Genomic DNA, 18937 nt, shown 5'->3' on the forward strand with positions numbered 1-18937 from the left:
GGGAATGGTTACGATTGGCGAATCGAGTATATCCATTATTTCCTGAATACGTTTATCGACTTTTTTTATTTGCTTTTCATACAAATCGAGCTGTTCGATCGTCTGAATTAATTCTAATTCTGTCACTTCAGAACAGTAGCCAACGCTTTCCTTTGCTAGTTGTTGGAGGGTAGAGGCCGACAATTGGCTGGAATTTCCCCCTAGCAGGGAAGAAAGGGTCTTTGAATGAGCTGCGGCGATTTTCTTTGGACTTGGATAGTTCTTTAGAATCTTTATCATATAAGCAGAATGTCTGACTTTCCCATATGTCGCCAACTCAGGGAAGCTTTTTTCCAGTATCCGCGTATATTGGGTTTTTAGAAAAGATTGGTGTTTTCCAAGTCTTCGTCTATGCCGTGTTAATTCTTTCAGTTCAACAGAAATCTGGTTTCGTTTTTTTTCTCGTTTTTCCCCATCCACCATCAGCTTTTTGGCAATCACTAAGGCATCCATTTTATCCGTTTTTGTTTTTCTCAAGGTATGGGCCTTAGAAAATTCTTTGATTAAGAGAGGATTATAACAATAAGTGGAGTACCCATGCTTCTCTAAAAATTGGAGAAGGGGAAGAGAATAGTGGCCTGTATCTTCCATCGCGACTTGGCATTCTTGTGCTGTCTCTGTTTGAAGATGGCTAAGGATGTCATGGAGTGTTTGAAATCCTGCATAATTATTGGGGATAGCCAAGTTGTCTTGATAGACGTTCCCTTCCTCATCAAGAATGGCCACCTGATGTTTCTGTTTCGCTACGTCGATCCCTGCATAAATCATCGAAATCCCTTCTTTCTAAAAAAATACGCTGTGCTGTCAAGCCACGCACTCCTTGTCCTGTATCCTTGTGGAAATGAAACGTCTAGCGTTAACTAACTCATTAACAGTTAAACAAAGAGCTGTGGTTAGATTCTCTATAAAACCAGTTACTAAAAAGTACTGTAGGCTGGGCTACTAATCCACAGCGTTGCTTTTAGTATAGAAAACTATACTAAAAAAAGCACTAGAGGTAGCGAACCTCTTGTGCTTAATATACAAGGCTGGGCAAAAGGTTTTTTTACCTTTTGCCCAGCCTCCAAGTAATGAGCGGAACCGTTGCCTGATTTTGAAAGCCTTGCTGCGAGCGGGTTTGTCGAAGTAAGGCGCGCACGCAACGTGCGGAGCCATTACTCTTGCGTGTGAAGCCATTACAAGTAGGTCCAAAGCTAGTTTTGTCTCAAGCTCTTATTTTAATGGTCTTCATTTCTTTTTTGAATTTCACGCAGCTGCTTGACCCGTCCTTCACTTTCCTGAAAGTATTGGACAAGATCACCGATCCGGTCAATCGCATCCCAGCTCAGATGATGTTCAATCCCTTCGACGTCCCGGTAAATATGAGTGTTATCCACTCCGATCAAACGTAAGAAATCCTCAAGAAGCTCATGGCGGTAGACTAATCTTTTCCCGACCTTCTTCCCTTTCGCTGTCAGGATCAGGCCTCTGTACCGCTCATATATTAAATAATCACTTTTATCAAGCTTCTGAACCATTTTCGTAACCGATGAAGGATGGACTTCTAATGCCTCGGCGATATCGGAGACACGGGCATAGCCCTTCTCCTCTATTAAAATATAAATGCGTTCTAAATAATCTTCCATACTAGGTGTTGGCATAAGTCTCCTCCATTTTGCAGCCATTCATCGTACTCGTGCGTTTTCTTCATACATAAGCATTTTTATTTTACTACAAACTATAGGAGCAGGACAATGTCGCCGTGGAAATTCATGTAAAACGATTCCATCTTTGCGTTAACGATTGTCGCTTGCCTTGCCGGCTAGCCCTGCTTAGAAGCAATGTACGAAGCTTGGCCCCTGGCTATGTTGTAAACCTTGCAAAACAAAAGCCCGGGAAAAGGTGAAAACCAGCCTTTTCCCGGGCCTGATGTTACGTTTATAGTCCACACTTCAGCTGAGCGCCGCAGCTTGTACACGTATTGCAGCCGCCTAAGTCTTCAACCGTACCTTCACGGCAGACCGGGCATGTATTGCCGACCTCTGAACCGATCGTCACATTCGTTGATCTTAGATCAGCGACCGTATTAACAAGAACAACCTTTTGCTCCTTCGCAGGAGCCGGAGTTTCTTCCTCTTCATCAAAACGGTTATCCTCCGCTTTTAAGGAAAGCACTTGCGCGTCACGGCTGCCATCAACATAAACCGTTCCGCCTTTGGCGCCACCGCGGTACAGACGCTCATAAACAGCCTGAACCTGTTCCACCGTATAGCCTCTTGGCGCGTTGACTGTCTTCGATAAAGAGCTGTCTACCCAGCGCTGAATAATGCATTGAACATCGGCGTGAGCTTCCGGAGACAGTTCCATCGTCGAGATGAACCATTCTGGCAAATGATTCGGATCAGCATCCGGATTCGCCTTCAAATACTCTTCGACAATTTCCGCTTTCACCTCGATGAATTTCCCGAGACGGCCGCTGCGGAAATAGGAGAAGGAGAAATATGGCTCCAGACCGGTAGAGACGCCAACCATCGTCCCCGTACTTCCTGTCGGGGCAACCGTTAGGAGGTGGGAATTGCGGATGCCGTGCTCCAACACGCCCTGACGAATATCCTCAGGCATTTCCTTCATGTAGCCTGTATTGATAAAAGCATGGCGCAGCTGTTGTGTTTCTTCTTCCGTCTTGCCTACCAGGAACGGGAAGCTGCCTTTTTCTTTCGCCAGCTCAATGCTTGTCCGGTAAGCGGTTGTTGCAATTGTTTCAAATACTTGATCGACAAGCTTGTTTCCTTCCTCTGAGCCATAGACCGTCTCACAATAGATCAGCAGGTCATGCAGCCCCATCACGCCAAGTCCGACGCGACGCTCTCCTTTCGCCTGCTTCGTGTTCTCCTCAAGGAAGTAAGGTGTCGCGTCAATGACATTGTCCTGCATCCGCACGCCGACTTCAACAGTGCGCTTCAATTTCGCAAAATCAATCCGCTTCGCCTTCTTATCGGCCATTTCGGCAAGGTTGATCGCAGCGAGATTACAAACAGAGTAAGGCGCAAGCGGCTGCTCGCCGCAAGGGTTCGTCGCAACAACGCTTTGTCCGTACGCTTTCGCATTCGTTTTGTCATTTGCATTGTCGATAAAGAAAATTCCCGGCTCCGCGCTATATGTCGCACAAATATTAATCAAGTTCCATAATTCTTTCGCGCGAATCGTCCGGTACGTACGAACGGCATAGCCGCGCGCTTCCCATTCACGGACATCGCCGATCGTATGCCACAGTTCATTATAGGCGCGCATCTCCGCCTCATCGTAATTTTCAACATCCGGGAAGCGAAGCTGATATTCCTCGTCCTTCTCAACAGCTTCCATAAATTCCTTCGTCAAGCAGACGGAAATATTCGCCCCGGTCAGAAACTCCGGATTGTTGACCGAATAATGTCCGCCAATGCGCAGCTTTTCTTCGGCATCCTTAATCACTTTCGGATCAAAGCCGCCCTGGCCCTCAATCGTTTTATAATTGACAATCCCCTGATACATCGATTCTTCAACCGGCGTCAGCGGAGTAAAAGCAAGCTTGTCCTTTACGAGCTTTTTGATTTGATCATCGGCTGTCTGCTCAAGGAGAAAGCGTAAAATCCGCGGATTTTGCATCTTGGAAATAATGAACTCCAGCACATCCGGATGCCAGTCAGCGAGCATGATCATTTGCGCCCCGCGTCTTGATCCACCCTGTTCGACAAGATGCGTCAGCTTGGCGATATCATCAAGCCAGGAAACCGATCCTGACGATTTCCCGTTTACTCCTCTTGCCAGCGTATTGCGTGGACGAAGCGTCGAGCCATTCGTGCCGACACCGCCGCCGCGGCTCATAATTTCCATTACCTGCTTGCGGTGTTCCGAAATCCCTTCACGCGAATCTTGAACGAAAGGCATCACGTAGCAGTTAAAATACGTTACATCCGTTTCCGCCCCCGCCCCGTAGAGCACTCTTCCCGCCGGAATAAAGTTCATCGCCACAAGCTGCTCATAAAATTGCTCAAATGCTTCCTGGCGCTTTTCCGGAGTCGTTTCAACCGACGCCAAACCTGTTGCATTCCGCTTGGCAATTTGTTCGTAATACAGCTCAAGCGGCTTCTCAATCGTATCGAGAGAACGAACGACGATTCCACTTTCTGCTTCCTCGCCCTCAAGCGAGCCGCGGAAATCTTCATCGACCAAAACCTTTGCCTGATTTTGCGCGCGATCCAATTCAATCACAAAGCCATAGCCTCTCGCCGGAAATTTAGGATCTGCCTTCACCGTCAATACGACGAAGTCCCCTTCCTTGAGTGTCTTTTTCTCGGTATCTTTAAAGGTATACCGATCGAGCATCACCAATCTCGACACACCTTTTTTTGTAATATGCATATCCTCTGTGATCGGATGCACCTGCGCAAATTGGGCGATATCTTCATTTAAACGTGCAACATTAACACGCATTGCGTTCGACATCGTCATCGCCATTTCGCCTCTCCTCCTCTTTCATTCGCTATTCATTACCTGTTAAGTATTTCATTGCGTCTTTTCTTGTTGTTTTTTATATCATGGGTAAGCTTACCACATATCTCTACCCTTATTCAATATATTGTACTCCCTTTTTTATGAATCACACTATATATAGTAATCATTTTAATCCAAGCGAAAAATGTCAACTGAGAAAAGGGATAAAAAGAGCAGCAAAAATGAGTTTCCGAAAAAAAAACCGATATTTTCGAGCTAAATTGAACCATTTTGTCTCTTGCCAGAATGAAGATGGTTTCGAACTGGCTGTCGTTCGCTTCATTGCCCAATTTCAGCAAAAGCATTGACAAAATTTTTTTCTAATGTTCATATGTTGTTATCCAGATTTAGATGGGGGAATAAACATGACTTACATTCTGCAAAATGCTGATTTAGTACGGAAAGAAACGGCACATCTTCATATTGATGACCGCGGCTATTACTTCGGTGACGGGATTTATGAAGTGATCCGCGTGTATGAAGGCGTGCCCTTTGCCAAGGAAGCACATCTTAACCGTCTGGAAGAAAGCAGCGCGAAAATTGATATGACACTGCCCTATTCCGGACAGGAACTGATTGACCTGCTCGATAAACTAATCGCGGCCAACGAGCTCGTTAATGGCCTTGTTTACTTACAGGTGACCCGGGGCATAGAACCACGAAATCATCTTTATACCAAAAATTGCAAGCCGGTTCTTACCGCCTTTACCCAGCCGTTGCCAAAAAAAGCGGCTGCTCCAAGCGCAGCGGTCCATGTCTGGCTTACGGACGATATTCGCTGGCTTCGCTGTGATATAAAAACGATCAACCTCCTTGGGAATATTATCGCCAAAAAGGAGGCCGCTGATCAGCAATGCCAGGAAGCGATCATGCAGCGTGACGGTTTTATCACCGAAGGCTCTTCCTCTAATCTCTTTCTCGTGAAGGACAAGGTTCTCTATACCCACCCGGCGACCAACCTGATCTTAAACGGCATCACGCGCCAGGTCGTGATCGATCTTGCCAAACAAAATGGTTATGAAGTTGTTGAGGAACCGTTTCCGGTTGACGTGCTTGAGCATGCCGACGAGGCATTTTTAACAAGTACAACAATGGAAATCGCCGCGATCAGCCAAATCAAAGGCCAGCTGAGCACGTCCTATGTACCAGGACCCGTAACAAAAGACCTGCAGGAGAAATTCCGCCAGCTCCTGCCGCAAAAATAGTAAGAAATGCGCCAAAAGCCTTAGAAGAAGGAGCTTGAGACAAAACTAGCTTTGGGCCTACTGGCAATGGCTTCACACGCCACAAGCCCGTTGTGAGAAACCCACTCACAACGGGCTTTAAAAGATCGTGGCGGTTCCGCTCATTGCTTAGAGACTGGGCAAAAGGTAAAAAAACAACCTTTTGTCCCAGCCTCCTTCACTTTCTGAAATTCCATTCATCTGTTTCATAGCGGTTGCGCGCAATTTGTCTGACTTCCTCATCCTCTTCCTTCGATAACGTATAAGGTTCAAGCGTAATATTTAATCCTTTCTCAAAGCCTTTTCGAAAAGCCTGCTTCGCTTCTTCCATCGTCAACGGCTCACTGCGCAGCGCATTAATCGCCACCGCTTTATTGCGGAAGTTCCGCTGCATTCTTTCCCGGACCCGCTCGCTCGGATATTTGAAAAGATCAAACAGTTTATCCTCATCAATATCTAAAATGATCGAGCCGTGCTGCAAAATGACACCTTTCTGCCTCGTTTGCGCGCTGCCTGCCACTTTCCGTCCTTCCACAACGAGCTCATACCATGACGGCGCATCAAAGCAAACCGCCGAGCGCGGGTTTTTCAACGAGCTCAGTTCCTCTTCCGTCCGCGGAATGGAAAAATAGGCCTCAAGCCCGACATCGGTAAAGCCTTCCAATATCCCTTGTGAAATAACTCGGTACGCTTCTGTGACCGTCGCCGGCATATCCGGGTGCTCCTCTGAGACGATCACACTGTATGTAAGCTCCTGATCGTGGAGTACAGCGCGGCCTCCTGTCGGTCTGCGGACAAAGCCGAGTCCGTACTCGCGAACTTTATCTAAATGGATTTCCTTTTCCACCTTCTGAAAATAGCCGATCGATAACGTCGCCGGATCCCAGCCGTAAAAGCGGATCGTCGGCGGAATCCGCCCTTCGCTATGCCATGTCAGCAATGCTTCGTCCAAAGCCATATTGTACGCCGGTGAACATGCGCCCGAGTCAATAAAACGCCATACTTCCTTCATTATGCATCGCTTCTTTCCATCTGAATGTCAACTTCATCATTTTAACAAAGACAGCCGTCATCGCCAAGCAGCTTGCCTCTATACTATTGATTGCAGAAATAGCTTATCCCCATTATAATGAACAAAGGAAAAACCGACCGAGAGAAAGCTGATGGTTAGCCGCTTTTTTCTAGCAACATGGAAAACAAGTAAAGGGGTGTAGAGAGAAATTGGAAATTTTATGGTTGATTCTTTTAGGGTTTTTAGCCGCCCTGCTTTTCCGGCGTTTTGTCAAACCCAAATATTTAAAAACCCTGACGCAAGAGGAATTCATTAAAGGGTACCGCAAAGCCCAATTAATTGATGTCCGCGAACCACGGGAATATGAGGGCGGTCATATACTTGGAGCAAGAAATATCCCGATGTCCCAGCTCAAGCAGCGAATGAACGAGGTCCGCACCGACCAGCCTGTTTATTTGTATTGCCAATCAGGGGCAAGAAGCCAGCAGGCCGCCCAAATTCTGAAAAAGAAACGCGGCGTTGAAGACCTTTATCAGCTAAAAGGCGGCTTCAAAAAATGGACAGGCAAAATCAAGAAAAAATAAAGGAGATGTCTCAGAAGGTCTTTTTTCAGCCTTTTGAGCCATCTCCTTTTCTTGTTCATTTCCGTTACGTGTTACTCCCCGCTTTACCTGGCCGCCGCTTCATAGCGTAGGATCGGCTTTCGCGCCGCTGTCGTTTCATCGAGGCGGGAGATGACCGTTTCATGCGGAGCCTCCTGGACAATCTCAGGACTTTCTTCTGTTTCTTTGGCGATTTGGATCATGGCCTCAATAAATTCGTCAAGCGTTTCCTTCGCTTCCGTTTCCGTTGGCTCAATCATAATGCACTCTTCCACATTAAGCGGGAAATAAATCGTTGGTGGATGATAGCCAAAGTCAAGCAGCCGCTTCGCAATATCCAACGTTCTGACGCCCAGCTTTTTCTGGCGCTTTCCTGACAGGACAAATTCATGCTTGCAATGCTGCGGATAAGGAAGGTCATAATACGGTTCTAACCGTCGCATCATATAGTTGGCATTTAAGACGGCATATTCAGACACCTTCCGCAGACCCTCCGGCCCCATCGTCCGGATGTAGGTGTAGGCGCGGACGTTAATGCCGTAATTGCCATAGTACGGCTTCACCCGGCCAATCGATTGCGGCCGGTCATAATCAAGCGCGAACGCATCACCGCGTTTTACGATCAGCGGCTTCGGCAAAAACGGGATCAAATCCTTTTTGACGCCGACTGGACCAGAGCCCGGACCGCCGCCGCCGTGCGGACCTGTGAACGTTTTATGAAGGTTTAAATGAACGACGTCAAAGCCCATGTCTCCCGGACGGGTAATCCCGAGAATCGCGTTAGAATTCGCCCCGTCATAATAAAGCTTTCCACCGGCGCCATGAATGATCGCCGCCATTTCTTCAATATAGGTTTCAAACAGCCCAAGCGTATTCGGATTGGTCAGCATTAAAGCTGCCGTATCGGCGCCTGTCACTTCCCGCAAATGCTCCAGGTCGACGAGACCGTTCTCGTCCGTCCGGACAGTGACAGATTCAAAGCCGGCGACCGTCGCCGAAGCCGGATTCGTCCCGTGAGCCGAGTCAGGTACAATGACCTTCGTCCGTTCAAAATCACCGTTCGCCTCGTGAAAAGCACGAATCATCATCAGCCCGGTCCACTCTCCATGAGCACCGGCAGCCGGCTGAAGCGTGACCTGATCCATGCCGGTAATTTCCTCAAGTGCGGTTTGCAGTTCAAACAACAGCTCAAGTGAGCCCTGAACTTGATGTGCCGGCTGATACGGATGAACGTGAGCCAGTCCCTCGATCCGGGCGACATCCTCATTGACCTTCGGATTATATTTCATCGTACATGACCCAAGCGGATAAAAGCCCGAGTCAACACCGTGATTTCGCTTCGATAAGGCGGTGTAATGCCGCATGATTTCCAGCTCAGACACTTCCGGCAGCTCCGGTTCTTCCGTGCGAAGATAGTCCCTTGGCAGCAAGTCCGCAAGCGGCTGTTCCGGTACATCAAGATCAGGCAGACTGTGACCGATTCGTCCAGGCTTGCTTCTTTCAAAAAGTAATGGCTGATCCTTTCGCTTCATTATAATGCCCCCATTTCTTGTGCAAATGCTTCAATTTCCGCTTTTGTCCGCACTTCTGTAACAGCAACCAGCATATGACCGGCTAATTCCGGATAATTCTGAGCAAGATCATAGCCGCCGATGATTCCTTTTTCAAACAGCTTTTCATTCACTTCTTTCACAGGAGTGTTCACTTCGATGACAAATTCATTGAAGCTCGGCTGGGCAAAAGCAAGCTTCACGCCATGCTTTTTAAGCTGCGCTCGCGCGTAGGCTGCCTTTTGCACATTTTGATAAGCCATTTCACGAACACCTTTTTTCCCGAGCGCCGCCATCGCGACAGACGCCGCAAGGGCATTTAATGCCTGATTGGAGCAAATATTCGACGTCGCCTTTTCCCGCCGGATATGCTGCTCGCGCGCCTGCAGCGTCAGCACAAAGCCGCGCTGGCCATGCTCATCCTGCGTCTGACCGACGAGCCGCCCCGGCACCTTCCGCATCAGCTGCTTCGTCGTGGCGAAGAAGCCGCAGTGCGGACCGCCAAACTGCGGCGCAATTCCGAACGGCTGGGCATCGCCGACGACAATATCAGCGCCGAATTGCCCCGGCGGAGCGAGGATTCCTAACGAAAGCGGGTTGCTTGAGACGACAAGAAGAGCTTTCTGCTGGTGAGTGATCGCTTCAAGCTCGGCAAGCGGCTCGAGCACGCCGAAGAAATTCGGATGCTGAACGACGACACATGCCGTGTCATCCCCGTACGCTTCCTTTAGCTGCTCAAGGTCGGTCACGCCGTTCTTCGCCTCTATTTCGATAACATTCAAGCGCTGGCCGGTCGCGTTCGTTTGCAGCACCGCCCTCGCTTCTGGATGAACCGTTTTTGAGACGAGAATCGTTTTCTTTTTCGTATGACCGGCGCTGAGCATCGCCGCTTCCGCCAGCGCCGTCGGACCATCGTACATCGACGAATTGGCAAGGTCCATCCCTGTCAGCTCACAAATCATCGTTTGAAATTCAAAGATCGCTTGCAGCTCTCCCTGCGAAATCTCCGGCTGATACGGGGTATATGCCGTGTAAAACTCTGACCGGGAGATGACGTGATCGACAATCGACGGGATGTAATGCTGATAGACGCCGGCCCCTAAAAATGATGGATACTGCTTCAATGAGACATTTTTTTGTGCCAGCTTGTCAAAATAGTGCAAAAGCTCCGGTTCCTTTAATGCTTCCTTCACGTTCAGCTTTCCTTTAAAACGAATCGAAGCGGGAATATCTGAAAATAGTTCTTCAATCGACTGAACGCCAATCGTTTCAAGCATCGCTTGCTCATCAGCGGCTGTCATCGGCAAATAACGGTGGTTCATCCTTGTTCCTCCTCATACTTTGTAATCAACATATCGGCTGAATTCATTTCCGGCGCCGGTTAGTCCTTTTTCTTATAAAACGGCGTTGAGATCACTTGCGCTTTCAGACGTTTTTTTCTAATTTGAACGGTCACTTCCGTACCAAGCTCGGTGTAAGCATGATCAAGCAGCGCCAGACCAATGTTTTTTTGCAGGCTCGGTGACTGCGTTCCTGTTGTGACAAAGCCGATCTGCTTGTCAGCGGCAAACACTTCGTATCCAGTACGAGGAATGCCTTTTTCAAGCATTTCAAGACCGACAAGCTTTCGCCGCAGTCCTTCTTCCTTCTGCTTAGTCAGCGCCGCCTTGCCGATAAAATCAGCTTCTTTCTTCAGCTTTACCGCAAAGCCGATTCCGGCTTCAAGCGGGCTGATCTGCTCACTCAGCTCCTGGCCGTACAATGGCAGGCGCGCTTCAAAGCGCAGCGTATCGCGTGCCCCAAGGCCACATGGTACTAAGCCGTCATCCTTTCCGGCTTCGAGAATGTTCTCCCAAAGAGCAGCCGCATCGCCGGCAGCGCAATACAGCTCAAAGCCGTCCTCGCCCGTGTAACCTGTGCGCGAAACGAGTGCCTTTACACCGGCGACATCAAGCCCGTCGGCAAAGTGGAAAAAGCGAATCGCCGAAAGATCATCCTTTGCAAGACGCTGTAAAATCCGCTCCGCAAGCGGTCCCTGGAGCGCGAGCTGGGCCATTTCCTCCGAAACATTGGTAATCGTCACACCTTCACGCTTATGACGCCGCATCCATTCAACATCCTTCTCGATGTTCGCCGCATTAATGACAAGCAAAAAATCATCCTCTGCTTTGCGGTAGATCAGCAAATCATCGACGGTCCCACCGTCCTCATAGCACATCGCCGTATACTGCGCCTGGCCGTCCTTCAGCTTTGCGACATCATTTGTGACGAGATGTTGCAAATAGGACAACGCCTGCTCGCCTTTCACTTCGACCTCGCCCATATGCGAGACGTCGAATAAACCAGCGCGGTTTCTAACGGCTTCGTGCTCCTCTTTTATACTCGAAAAATGCACCGGAAGCTCCCAGCCGCCAAAATCAATCGTCTTTGCCCCGCTTTTTTCATATTGCGTAAATAACGGTGTTCGTTTTCCCTTTGTCATGTTTCACCCTCCTTAAATGTCGAAAACCGCGCAGCGGCTTTTCTTATACGACAGGTACAAAAAAAGGACAGAGTTATACACGAAAATAAACGTGTATAACTCTGTCCTGTAACCAGAAAGTTTCCTTTATCCGCAAATAAAGTGTCTTCGTAGGTGGCTCAATTGAGCACTCTCCAGAGCTGCGTCAAATAAGAGTCTTTTTGCCTGAGAGATTCACACATCCAGCTATGCTGGCGCTTGCTCCTTCGGCGCTGCCATCCATCCGCAGTCTCTCCCCTTATTCTCATCCGCCAATGATAGAATGATTTCCTGCAATTGGTACATACTAAGAAGCAGGAATCAAGATAAACAACTTTGTTCGGAATTTATAGTAATATCCTATCAAGATCCGTTCCCTTATGCAATAACATATTTCTAAAATTCATATATTTATTTAGCATGATGCTGTTACATTCGGATTTTATTCAAAAGGAAGGAGGATCAGCAATGGTCAATATCCATTTTGATCAAACTTGGAATAATGAATTTCTTGAACGATTACATCAGGATGGCCCGTGGTCGAATTGGGAGCTTTTCACCTTAGCTTACGAGGCGGAAATCCATCAGGCCATTCCTGATTTTCATGGCCTTCTTGCGCCTAAATACTTACCGAAGCTTAGTCCTTTTCCCCATCAAATCGAGGTCGCCAACACTGTTATCGAGCAGATGAACGGCAAAGCGATCCTCGCCGATGAGGTCGGTCTCGGGAAAACGATTGAAGCCGGCTTGATTTTAAAAGAATACATGATTCGCGGCCTCGTCAAAAAGGTGCTTATTCTTGTCCCTGCTTCCCTCGTCTCGCAATGGGCGATTGAATTAAACACAAAGTTCCACATTCCGGCGATTCCGCAAAAAAAAACATATGTATGGGAGCAGTGTGACGTTGTCGTCGCCTCAATTGATACAGCCAAGCGTCAGCCTCACCGCGATCTCGTGCTGGCGCAGCCCTATGATCTCGTCATTATTGACGAAGCGCATAAGCTCAAAAATCCAAAAACAAAAAACTATGAATTCATCCGCCTGTTAAAAAAGAAGTTTTGCCTGCTGTTAACCGCAACGCCCGTGCAAAATAAGCTCGAGGAAATCTTTAATCTCGTCTCTTTATTGAAGCCTGGTCATTTAGGTGATATTCAGTCATTCGAAAAGGAATACCGTTCCTCCAAGCGCTCCCCGAAAAACCAGGAAAAATTAAAGGAGCTGATCAATAAAGTGATGGTGCGCAACCGGCGGGCTGAAACAGGAATTACCTGGACGAAGCGCATCGTTGAAACCGTGCCGATCACGTTCAGCGAAAGCGAGCGCGCCTTTTATGAAGAGATTGAACAGCTCGGGGATGACTCGAACCACTTTGCGCTGCTCACCTTGAAACGGGAGCTGTGCAGCAGCAGGGAAGCGGCGTTTATGACGTTGAAAAACATCGTCGAACGTGCTCATAAAGAAGGACGAACCGCGCCCCGGGCCGAAGCACTGCTCGCCAATATTCAGCATGTAACCGGACATGCCAAAGCTGAAAAAGCACTTGAGCTGATTCAAAACATTAACGACAAAGTAATCATTTTCACGGAATACCGCGCCACTCAGCTTTATTTACAATGGTTCCTGAAGCAGAATGGTATTTCCTCCGTTCCGTTTCGCGGTGGGTTTAAACGTGGGAAAAAGGATTGGATGCGCGAGCTCTTCAGCAATCACGCCCAGGTGCTGATCGCCACGGAAGCAGGCGGTGAAGGGATTAACCTGCAATTTTGCAGCCATATTATCAATTATGACCTGCCCTGGAATCCGATGCGGATTGAGCAGCGGATCGGACGGATTCACCGCCTCGGTCAGAAAAACGATGTTCATATTTACAATTTCGCTGTCGAAGATACGGTCGAGCAGCATATTTTGACGTTATTATATGAGAAAATCCACTTATTCGAAGCGGTCGTCGGCGAGCTTGATGACATTTTGACCAATCTTGAGTTTTCAGGCATCGAAGAGCATGTACAGGAAATTTTGCTCGAATCCGAATCGGAGGGAGAGATGCGGATCAAATTTGATCATTTGGCAGCAATCATGAACGAAGCGGCAAGTGAAGCGCGCGATAAGGAGGAGAACATCGATGCAACAGGCTCAGGTTCATAATTTTTTGCAGAGGTACTTTTCGGCAAATGACAGTCCGATCCTTGAGAACGGTCCCGGCCATCTGACCGTCCAGCTTTCGATTGAACTGGACAAGCTTCTAATGAACCGGCCTTTTTACTGGCATTACCTTGAAAAAACAGGCGGAGTCCCGCAGCCGATGCAAGTGACGTTTATTACCGATCAGCATGCGGCGCCCGAAGGAATCAAGGGAGAGCAAATCCATTTCGGTTCGCCGCGGCTTCGCCAGCTATTTCATTCAACGCGTGAGCTCGGCGGCTTTATCCGGCTTTACGAACAGGTTCAGGCTACAGGGCAGTCATCGATTCCCCTCCATCCATGGCTCTGCCTCAATGCCAAAGTATCCTTTCAGTGTGACCGCAAGAAAGACGTCCTGCTTTCCCTCGGTCTGAATCTGATTCACGGGCAAATTGTCCAGAACTTTTTTGATCGTGTCTCACAGAAAAACTTGACACCGAAAATACCGGATTTTTGCTTTACTTTAACTCCGCTGATTAAAGTCCAAAGCGGCTTGATTCGAATGCAGAAAATGGTGCGGACTTACGCCGAAAATGAAGATGACTCATGGGCCAAGGAAGCAATCGCACGGATGGAAAATGACTTGGCGCTGCTTGAAAGCTTTTATGAAGGCCAGACGGAAAAACCGGAAAGCTACGAGGTGGAAAAACAGGCATTAATCGAGCAATATGAACCGCAAATTCATGTTTCGATCATCAATGGGGGAATGTTTTATTTGCAGCAGCAGGTGTTCGAGGCGCATTCCAACAAATAAAAGAGGGTGTCCCATATTCGGGAACACCCTCTTTCAAATTAATGTCCTGTTGGTGCGCCTCCACCAGTCGTTAGAATGGATACAATTGTAGCAATTGAAAAGGCTCCAAAGACAACGAACGAAATCGCTGCAAACCCAACAGCAAAAAAGTTCTTTCTACGAAGCTCACGCGCGATTCCAATCGCACTCAAGATCGCGACAAGTAATAGTGTAATGGATAAGAACATCTTGACTTCGCCTCCTTATGTAATTTCTGCACCCAGCTTAACAGTCTTATTATAAACAAAATTGAGGATCATGGCAGCTTATCATTTTGACAATGCTGGTACATTTCTTCTCACTCTATAGGTTGGGCATTTTGGTTTCATTTTACTCTCTTTTTTAACGTTTGTCGAGAACGATTTCGTGTTGTATCATTAGGCTATCTTATTTTGCTTGGAGGTTTTTTAATGAAATGGACACAAATTCCACTCGGTCCCCTGCAAACGAATGCCTATATTATTGAAAATGAAAAAAAGGAAGCTGTTGTCATCGACCCCGGCTCACAAGGAGATGAGCTTGTAAAGTGGCTACAAAATCAGGAATTAACTCCATTGGCGATTTTACTAACCCATGCCCATTTTGATCATATTGGCGCCGTCGACGCCGTCAGGGAAACATTCGCTTGTCCTGTTTATCTTCACATCGCTGAAAAGGACTGGCTTCTGGACCCGGCCAAAAACGGCTCTGCCCGCTTTACGGGAAATGAACCGATTGTAGCAAAGGCCGCCGAAAAACTGATCGATAAAGAAGAACAGTTAACAATTGGACCATTTCAATTCTCAATTCTTGAAACACCGGGCCACTCCCCTGGCAGTGTCTCCTACTATCAGGAGGAAGCGGAAATTGTCTATTCCGGAGATGCCTTGTTTGCTGGCAGCATCGGCCGCACCGACTTACCGGGCGGAAATCACTCCCAGCTGCTGCAAAGCATTCATGACAAGCTGCTGGAGCTTCCGGAAAATACCGTTGTTGCGTGCGGGCATGGTTCGACGACAACAATCGGACAGGAAATGGACAGCAACCCTTTTCTCTCCGGCTTCTAAAGAACAACAGGGAAGCAAGCTTGTGGCAAGGGACATGATTTCGTTTTGTCTCAAGCTCTTCCTTCTCGCAAAAAAAGGTCTCCACTAGCTGGAGACCTCAAGGGGAGTAAATCTTATTGATGCATGAACAATGAGGGGGAGGGGGACTCCCAATCAATGTTAAAGAGCTATCAATGTCTTTTATTTTATAAAGAGTTTATCACTATGTCAATAGTAATAACCAACTAATAAGAAGGGCCTTCTCAAAAGGGAAAAAAAGCCTTTTGCAAGTCGCGCCACATAAAAGAGACTGACAGATGTCAGTCTCTTTTATGTGCTTATGTACCTTATTTTAATGTCCGCCGAAGCTTGGTACTAACAAGAATGTTGAGTAGTAAGTGAAGCCTACAAAGAAAATCGTCAAATAGGCGCCGAAAATATAGACATAGACACGCTCAGACAAGTTTAAATAACTCAGTGCCAATAACGCTCCTGTTTGAGCAAAGAAAAGCAATGACATATTAAACATATCCCCGGCAAAGAACAAGACAGCAAAGATCCCTGTCCAAAACGCTAAAACGCGAAACATACGATCCATTTGAGTTCCCCTCCTTCTTGCAAAAGCTACTGTCTTCCAGTGGAAGTAACGGCTTAGGATAGCAAATGATTAGTACAGCTTTTATTATATACGACTGTTCCTTCACTTGTAAATGCCAGAACCGTGGCAAAACTGTGTCACGATTCATCGGCAAGCGCAATGACAGAGTACAGGCACGCCTGGGCTTCCGGATCTGTCATCTTGCTGTTTTCCTTAACCGTATGCTCCCCAAAAAAGAATGAAAAAATACCATTAAACAGCTGATGATGCATCGAGCATAAAGATAAAGAGTGCTCGGACATCAATTCTTTAAATGTACAATTGTAAATGCTAAGATGAATCTCATTCCGTTTTTCATCATATCGAACTTCAGGATCGAGTCCCTGATTGACGGCAATTTGTTCAATAATCTTTACTTTTTCCGCCCGGCTCAGCTTCTGATGATCGACTTGAAATTGCTGAACATAAGCCTCTGCGCTTTCTCTGCCATATTTGAAGCCGATTTTTTCAAGCGCTTCAAGCCCGGCTTCGCCAAAATCAGCCAAAGACTGCAACGCGATATTCGCCAGACGCTGATAATCGCGAAACGGAAATTGGAGCTGAATCACTTCGCCGGAAAGCCGGTAAAAACGACTGGGGCGTCCCCCTTTCCCAGTCTTCTTCGTTGTCGAATCAATCATTTGTACATCTTCAAGTTTCGTAAGGTGAAGCCGCGCGACATTTGGATGAATACTGAACTGATCAGCGATTTCCTGTACCGTTACATCTCCACGTTGCTTAGAGATAAATTGATAAATCGAAAAACGAGTAGGATCAGACAGTACATTGGTGATTTTCAATGTATTTTGGTCCATTTTTTCACTCCCCAACTGACCATCTACCTACATTATAGTACAGTTGGCAAGGCAAATAAATGAAATTTCTCCACCGGCCCCCTTCAAAGCGCCTGTCTTTTCGTCTGGAGGCATGGGAGAAGCACCTGCAAAGGCACTGGCCAATGACGTGAAAGCACAAAAAAAGGAGGGATTATCGCGCCTGCCGAAGCAACTTCTTAGCAAGAGATAGCGGATATCTCCCCTCCTCCTTTACTGTCTTTTTTTCACTCTTTTCCGCCAAAAAATCGACAATCCAAGCGGAATCATTCCAAAAGCCCGGACTGGAAACGGCATCCTCTCTGCTTTCCGGTCTTCCTTCTCTGTTTTCGGTTCCTCCATTTTCAAGACAACCTGCTGCGTTACAAATTTGACATAGTCATTGAACGACATCATGATCACTCCTGTCCATACTACTAGTAGTATGGACAAAATCTCACTGAACTATTAGCATTTTCAGCTCATTTATAATGTCGTTGACCGTTCTTCCTGTCGTGTCGATAATTATATCGGCGTCTTCATAAAAAGCCTTTCTTGCAAGAAATAACTGTTCGATTTTAGCCTTATCCTTCCCTTGCAAAAGCGGCCTTGTTTCATCATCTTGCAAACGTCGCAAAATTTCTTCAATATCGCACTTCAAATAAATAATGTTTCCTTTTTCCTTCATTAACTGTCTGTTTTCTTCTTTTATGACAATGCCGCCCCCTGTTGTAATAATGAGCCGCTGCCCTGCAATTGTTTCCAATGCTTTCGTTTCTTGTTTTCGGAAATAGGGTTCTCCCTTTGTTTGAAACAGCTCACTGATCCTCTGCTTCTCCTGCTCTTCAATCCATTGATCTGTGTCAATGACGTTAAAAGACAGCTCATTTGCCAGAGCTTGTCCAATTGTTGTTTTTCCGGACCCCATAAACCCAGTAAGATAATAATGCTGCTTCACCCTTTAGACCTCCTGATACCCTTCAACTACAGCGTCCGGCCACCTGTATTGAAAACTGGCCTGGCGCTGCTCTCCCGACTTCAGCCTTGCCAATACGCTGATTGCGCTAAAGTCTTCAGCCTTCTCTCTAACTTCAAGTGTAACGGTCCCGGACGGATATGAAAAGGTGTAAATCTCACCTTCCACCGGTTCAGACCGTTCTTTTTGAAATTCGGCAATGCCGATTTGCAGCAGCGACTGCAATTCGAGATGCTTTTCCTGCTGTTCAACAAACTGCTTCGCTGTCGCATAGGCGGCGATTTGCTGGAATAAGACAGCGCAAAGCAGCAGACTGAGCAAGATCGTTAACGGGTAAATAAATCCTTTAGCATTCAATCACCTTCCGCCTCCCTTCGTTCATAGGGATACAGCATCGCCATCGTCCTCTGTTTTTTCACGCCAGCTGTCAACTCGACCTCGCAGTGAACGAGTCGGCCGGTTGTCCGGCATGAAAAGGAACGCACCCGCTCCAGCAGCAACACATGCCCAAGCCCATTCCGCAGGCGCCTGATTTGTTGCGACGGCATTAATTCAATGAAAAGGCTCTCGTTTCCTCCCTTTTCGATCAGCAATTGGTTACGGCCACCTACCACCTCAGTCGCTTCCCTGATGTCCTTCGATAAATGGTTAAAAAACATCGTCACCTCCTGATCTTGTCCGGGGAAAACTTTGCTCGCGCTGAGGTTGACATTCATCATAAGGGGAAAAAGGGAAAGAAGGAGGAGAATCAGGGACAAAACAAGCAGCATTTCCAGTAGGGTGAAGCCTTTCTCATCGTGCGGCGTAAAGACATTTTTCATAATCACGTCCATTAACTCCTGTCCATTGAGAACAGAATTTTATCAGGCCGCCGCCCGTATCCTCTCTCCTGATGGACGGATCTCTCTTTTGACCCGCCGTCCCGGTCAAATAGTGATAGGTTTCAGCTTCAAGTGCTTCCAATGCTTTCACCTCTTCTTCGACAGTAAGCCGTTCCTGATAAACAACCGCCAGCAATGGCAGGAATGTACCACTGATGACAACGAGGAAGCTGAGGGCAAACGTAACTTCCATT

The 18937-nt window shown here is 47.3% G+C and carries 20 protein-coding genes and 1 riboswitch; of the genes, 5 read left to right on the top strand and 15 right to left on the bottom strand.

What is annotated here, in order from left to right; translation table 11 throughout:
- From ABMB67_RS15170 to ABMB67_RS15180, 3 genes are all read right to left on the bottom strand, one after another.
- Nucleotides 1-807 (bottom strand): IS110 family transposase (locus ABMB67_RS15170; protein WP_354572573.1); only part of this gene is annotated, 807 nt, incomplete at its 3' end.
- A gap of 449 nt (nt 808-1256) precedes the next feature.
- Nucleotides 1257-1679, bottom strand: coding sequence for a transcriptional regulator MntR (gene mntR / locus ABMB67_RS15175; RefSeq protein ID WP_251224015.1), 423 nt, complete (start codon nt 1677-1679; stop codon nt 1257-1259).
- Nucleotides 1680-1956: 277 nt separating this feature from the next.
- The gene (locus tag ABMB67_RS15180; protein ID WP_354572574.1) at nt 1957-4515 is read right to left on the bottom strand and encodes a vitamin B12-dependent ribonucleotide reductase; all 2559 of its coding nucleotides are present in this window, start codon (nt 4513-4515) and stop codon (nt 1957-1959) included.
- A 401-nt stretch (nt 4516-4916) separates the two neighbouring features.
- On the opposite strand from ABMB67_RS15180, the gene dat reads away from it, so the two are divergent.
- Entirely contained in the window at nt 4917-5756 is an 840-nt protein-coding gene (dat, locus tag ABMB67_RS15185; RefSeq protein WP_251224017.1) for a D-amino-acid transaminase, read from the top strand.
- 196 nt (nt 5757-5952) lie between these two features.
- Here the strand turns inward: dat and ABMB67_RS15190 are convergent, their stop codons facing one another.
- Nucleotides 5953-6789, bottom strand: coding sequence for a lipoate--protein ligase family protein (locus ABMB67_RS15190; protein WP_354572661.1), 837 nt, complete (start codon nt 6787-6789; stop codon nt 5953-5955).
- A 206-nt stretch (nt 6790-6995) separates the two neighbouring features.
- Between ABMB67_RS15190 and ABMB67_RS15195 the strand changes: the two genes are divergently transcribed.
- Nucleotides 6996-7370, top strand: a complete 375-nt coding sequence (locus ABMB67_RS15195) for a rhodanese-like domain-containing protein (protein ID WP_354572575.1) — start codon at nt 6996-6998, stop codon at nt 7368-7370.
- Between the two features lie 83 nt (nt 7371-7453).
- Here ABMB67_RS15195 and gcvPB read toward each other — a convergent pair whose 3' ends face one another.
- From gcvPB to gcvT, 3 genes are read right to left on the bottom strand one after another with little or no spacing between them, the layout of a single operon-like run.
- Nucleotides 7454-8920: an aminomethyl-transferring glycine dehydrogenase subunit GcvPB gene (gene gcvPB / locus ABMB67_RS15200; protein ID WP_354572576.1), complete on the bottom strand. Its 1467-nt coding sequence runs from the start codon at nt 8918-8920 to the stop codon at nt 7454-7456.
- Entirely contained in the window at nt 8920-10260 is a 1341-nt protein-coding gene (gcvPA, locus tag ABMB67_RS15205) for an aminomethyl-transferring glycine dehydrogenase subunit GcvPA (protein WP_354572577.1), read from the bottom strand. Before gcvPA ends, gcvPB begins: the two co-directional genes overlap by 1 nt.
- 59 nt (nt 10261-10319) lie before the next feature.
- Entirely contained in the window at nt 10320-11420 is a 1101-nt protein-coding gene (gene gcvT, locus ABMB67_RS15210; protein WP_251224022.1) for a glycine cleavage system aminomethyltransferase GcvT, read from the bottom strand.
- Nucleotides 11421-11602: 182 nt separating this feature from the next.
- A riboswitch (glycine riboswitch) is annotated at nt 11603-11707 on the bottom strand.
- A gap of 199 nt (nt 11708-11906) precedes the next feature.
- Here gcvT and ABMB67_RS15215 point away from each other — a divergent pair.
- On the top strand, nt 11907-13583 hold the full coding sequence (locus ABMB67_RS15215; protein ID WP_251224023.1) for a DEAD/DEAH box helicase: 1677 nt from the start codon (nt 11907-11909) through the stop codon (nt 13581-13583).
- Nucleotides 13561-14373: a YqhG family protein gene (locus tag ABMB67_RS15220; protein WP_354572578.1), complete on the top strand. Its 813-nt coding sequence runs from the start codon at nt 13561-13563 to the stop codon at nt 14371-14373. Before ABMB67_RS15215 ends, ABMB67_RS15220 begins: the two co-directional genes overlap by 23 nt.
- 38 nt (nt 14374-14411) lie before the next feature.
- Here ABMB67_RS15220 and ABMB67_RS15225 read toward each other — a convergent pair whose 3' ends face one another.
- Nucleotides 14412-14600, bottom strand: coding sequence for a DUF2759 domain-containing protein (locus tag ABMB67_RS15225; RefSeq protein WP_251224025.1), 189 nt, complete (start codon nt 14598-14600; stop codon nt 14412-14414).
- Between the two features lie 222 nt (nt 14601-14822).
- Here ABMB67_RS15225 and ABMB67_RS15230 point away from each other — a divergent pair, with 222 nt between their 5' ends.
- On the top strand, nt 14823-15458 hold the full coding sequence (locus tag ABMB67_RS15230) for an MBL fold metallo-hydrolase (protein ID WP_251224026.1): 636 nt from the start codon (nt 14823-14825) through the stop codon (nt 15456-15458).
- A 331-nt stretch (nt 15459-15789) separates the two neighbouring features.
- Here the strand turns inward: ABMB67_RS15230 and ABMB67_RS15235 are convergent, their stop codons facing one another.
- From ABMB67_RS15235 to ABMB67_RS15265, 7 genes are all read right to left on the bottom strand, one after another.
- Entirely contained in the window at nt 15790-16035 is a 246-nt protein-coding gene (locus ABMB67_RS15235) for a DUF2626 domain-containing protein (protein ID WP_251195693.1), read from the bottom strand.
- Nucleotides 16036-16172: 137 nt separating this feature from the next.
- Nucleotides 16173-16889: a helix-turn-helix transcriptional regulator gene (locus tag ABMB67_RS15240; protein WP_251224027.1), complete on the bottom strand. Its 717-nt coding sequence runs from the start codon at nt 16887-16889 to the stop codon at nt 16173-16175.
- A gap of 231 nt (nt 16890-17120) precedes the next feature.
- Nucleotides 17121-17303 carry a YqzE family protein gene (locus ABMB67_RS15245; RefSeq protein ID WP_390189164.1) on the bottom strand — a complete coding sequence of 61 codons (183 nt, stop codon included), beginning with the start codon at nt 17301-17303 and terminating at the stop codon, nt 17121-17123.
- A 40-nt stretch (nt 17304-17343) separates the two neighbouring features.
- Nucleotides 17344-17814, bottom strand: a complete 471-nt coding sequence (locus ABMB67_RS15250; RefSeq protein WP_354572663.1) for a shikimate kinase — start codon at nt 17812-17814, stop codon at nt 17344-17346.
- A gap of 33 nt (nt 17815-17847) precedes the next feature.
- The gene (gene comGG, locus ABMB67_RS15255; protein WP_354572579.1) at nt 17848-18219 is read right to left on the bottom strand and encodes a competence type IV pilus minor pilin ComGG; all 372 of its coding nucleotides are present in this window, start codon (nt 18217-18219) and stop codon (nt 17848-17850) included.
- On the bottom strand, nt 18216-18683 hold the full coding sequence (gene comGF / locus ABMB67_RS15260; RefSeq protein ID WP_251224062.1) for a competence type IV pilus minor pilin ComGF: 468 nt from the start codon (nt 18681-18683) through the stop codon (nt 18216-18218). Before comGF ends, comGG begins: the two co-directional genes overlap by 4 nt.
- Nucleotides 18655-18936: a hypothetical protein gene (locus ABMB67_RS15265; RefSeq protein ID WP_354572580.1), complete on the bottom strand. Its 282-nt coding sequence runs from the start codon at nt 18934-18936 to the stop codon at nt 18655-18657. The genes comGF and ABMB67_RS15265 overlap by 29 nt, the downstream gene beginning before the upstream one ends.
- Between the last annotated feature and the right edge of the window lies 1 nt (nt 18937).

Source organism: Halalkalibacter oceani (assembly GCF_040544555.1).
GTDB lineage: Bacteria > Bacillota > Bacilli > Bacillales > Bacillaceae_D > Halalkalibacter > Halalkalibacter oceani.

What these genes read in the sequence shown, in the direction of transcription:
- ABMB67_RS15240 (WP_251224027.1), bottom strand. Translation starts at nt 16,889, where the DNA reads ATGGACCAAAATACATTGAAAATCACCAATGTACTGTCTGATCCTACT.
- gcvPB (WP_354572576.1), bottom strand. Translation starts at nt 8,920, where the DNA reads ATGAAGCGAAAGGATCAGCCATTACTTTTTGAAAGAAGCAAGCCTGGA.
- mntR (WP_251224015.1), bottom strand. Translation starts at nt 1,679, where the DNA reads ATGCCAACACCTAGTATGGAAGATTATTTAGAACGCATTTATATTTTA.
- comGF (WP_251224062.1), bottom strand. Translation starts at nt 18,683, where the DNA reads ATGAAAAATGTCTTTACGCCGCACGATGAGAAAGGCTTCACCCTACTG.
- ABMB67_RS15230 (WP_251224026.1), top strand. Translation starts at nt 14,823, where the DNA reads ATGAAATGGACACAAATTCCACTCGGTCCCCTGCAAACGAATGCCTAT.
- gcvT (WP_251224022.1), bottom strand. Translation starts at nt 11,420, where the DNA reads ATGACAAAGGGAAAACGAACACCGTTATTTACGCAATATGAAAAAAGC.
- ABMB67_RS15250 (WP_354572663.1), bottom strand. Translation starts at nt 17,814, where the DNA reads ATGGGGTCCGGAAAAACAACAATTGGACAAGCTCTGGCAAATGAGCTG.
- ABMB67_RS15215 (WP_251224023.1), top strand. Translation starts at nt 11,907, where the DNA reads ATGGTCAATATCCATTTTGATCAAACTTGGAATAATGAATTTCTTGAA.
- ABMB67_RS15220 (WP_354572578.1), top strand. Translation starts at nt 13,561, where the DNA reads ATGCAACAGGCTCAGGTTCATAATTTTTTGCAGAGGTACTTTTCGGCA.
- ABMB67_RS15265 (WP_354572580.1), bottom strand. Translation starts at nt 18,936, where the DNA reads ATGGAAGTTACGTTTGCCCTCAGCTTCCTCGTTGTCATCAGTGGTACA.
- dat (WP_251224017.1), top strand. Translation starts at nt 4,917, where the DNA reads ATGACTTACATTCTGCAAAATGCTGATTTAGTACGGAAAGAAACGGCA.
- ABMB67_RS15180 (WP_354572574.1), bottom strand. Translation starts at nt 4,515, where the DNA reads ATGGCGATGACGATGTCGAACGCAATGCGTGTTAATGTTGCACGTTTA.
- ABMB67_RS15245 (WP_390189164.1), bottom strand. Translation starts at nt 17,303, where the DNA reads ATGATGTCGTTCAATGACTATGTCAAATTTGTAACGCAGCAGGTTGTC.
- gcvPA (WP_354572577.1), bottom strand. Translation starts at nt 10,260, where the DNA reads ATGAACCACCGTTATTTGCCGATGACAGCCGCTGATGAGCAAGCGATG.
- ABMB67_RS15225 (WP_251224025.1), bottom strand. Translation starts at nt 14,600, where the DNA reads ATGTTCTTATCCATTACACTATTACTTGTCGCGATCTTGAGTGCGATT.
- ABMB67_RS15235 (WP_251195693.1), bottom strand. Translation starts at nt 16,035, where the DNA reads ATGGATCGTATGTTTCGCGTTTTAGCGTTTTGGACAGGGATCTTTGCT.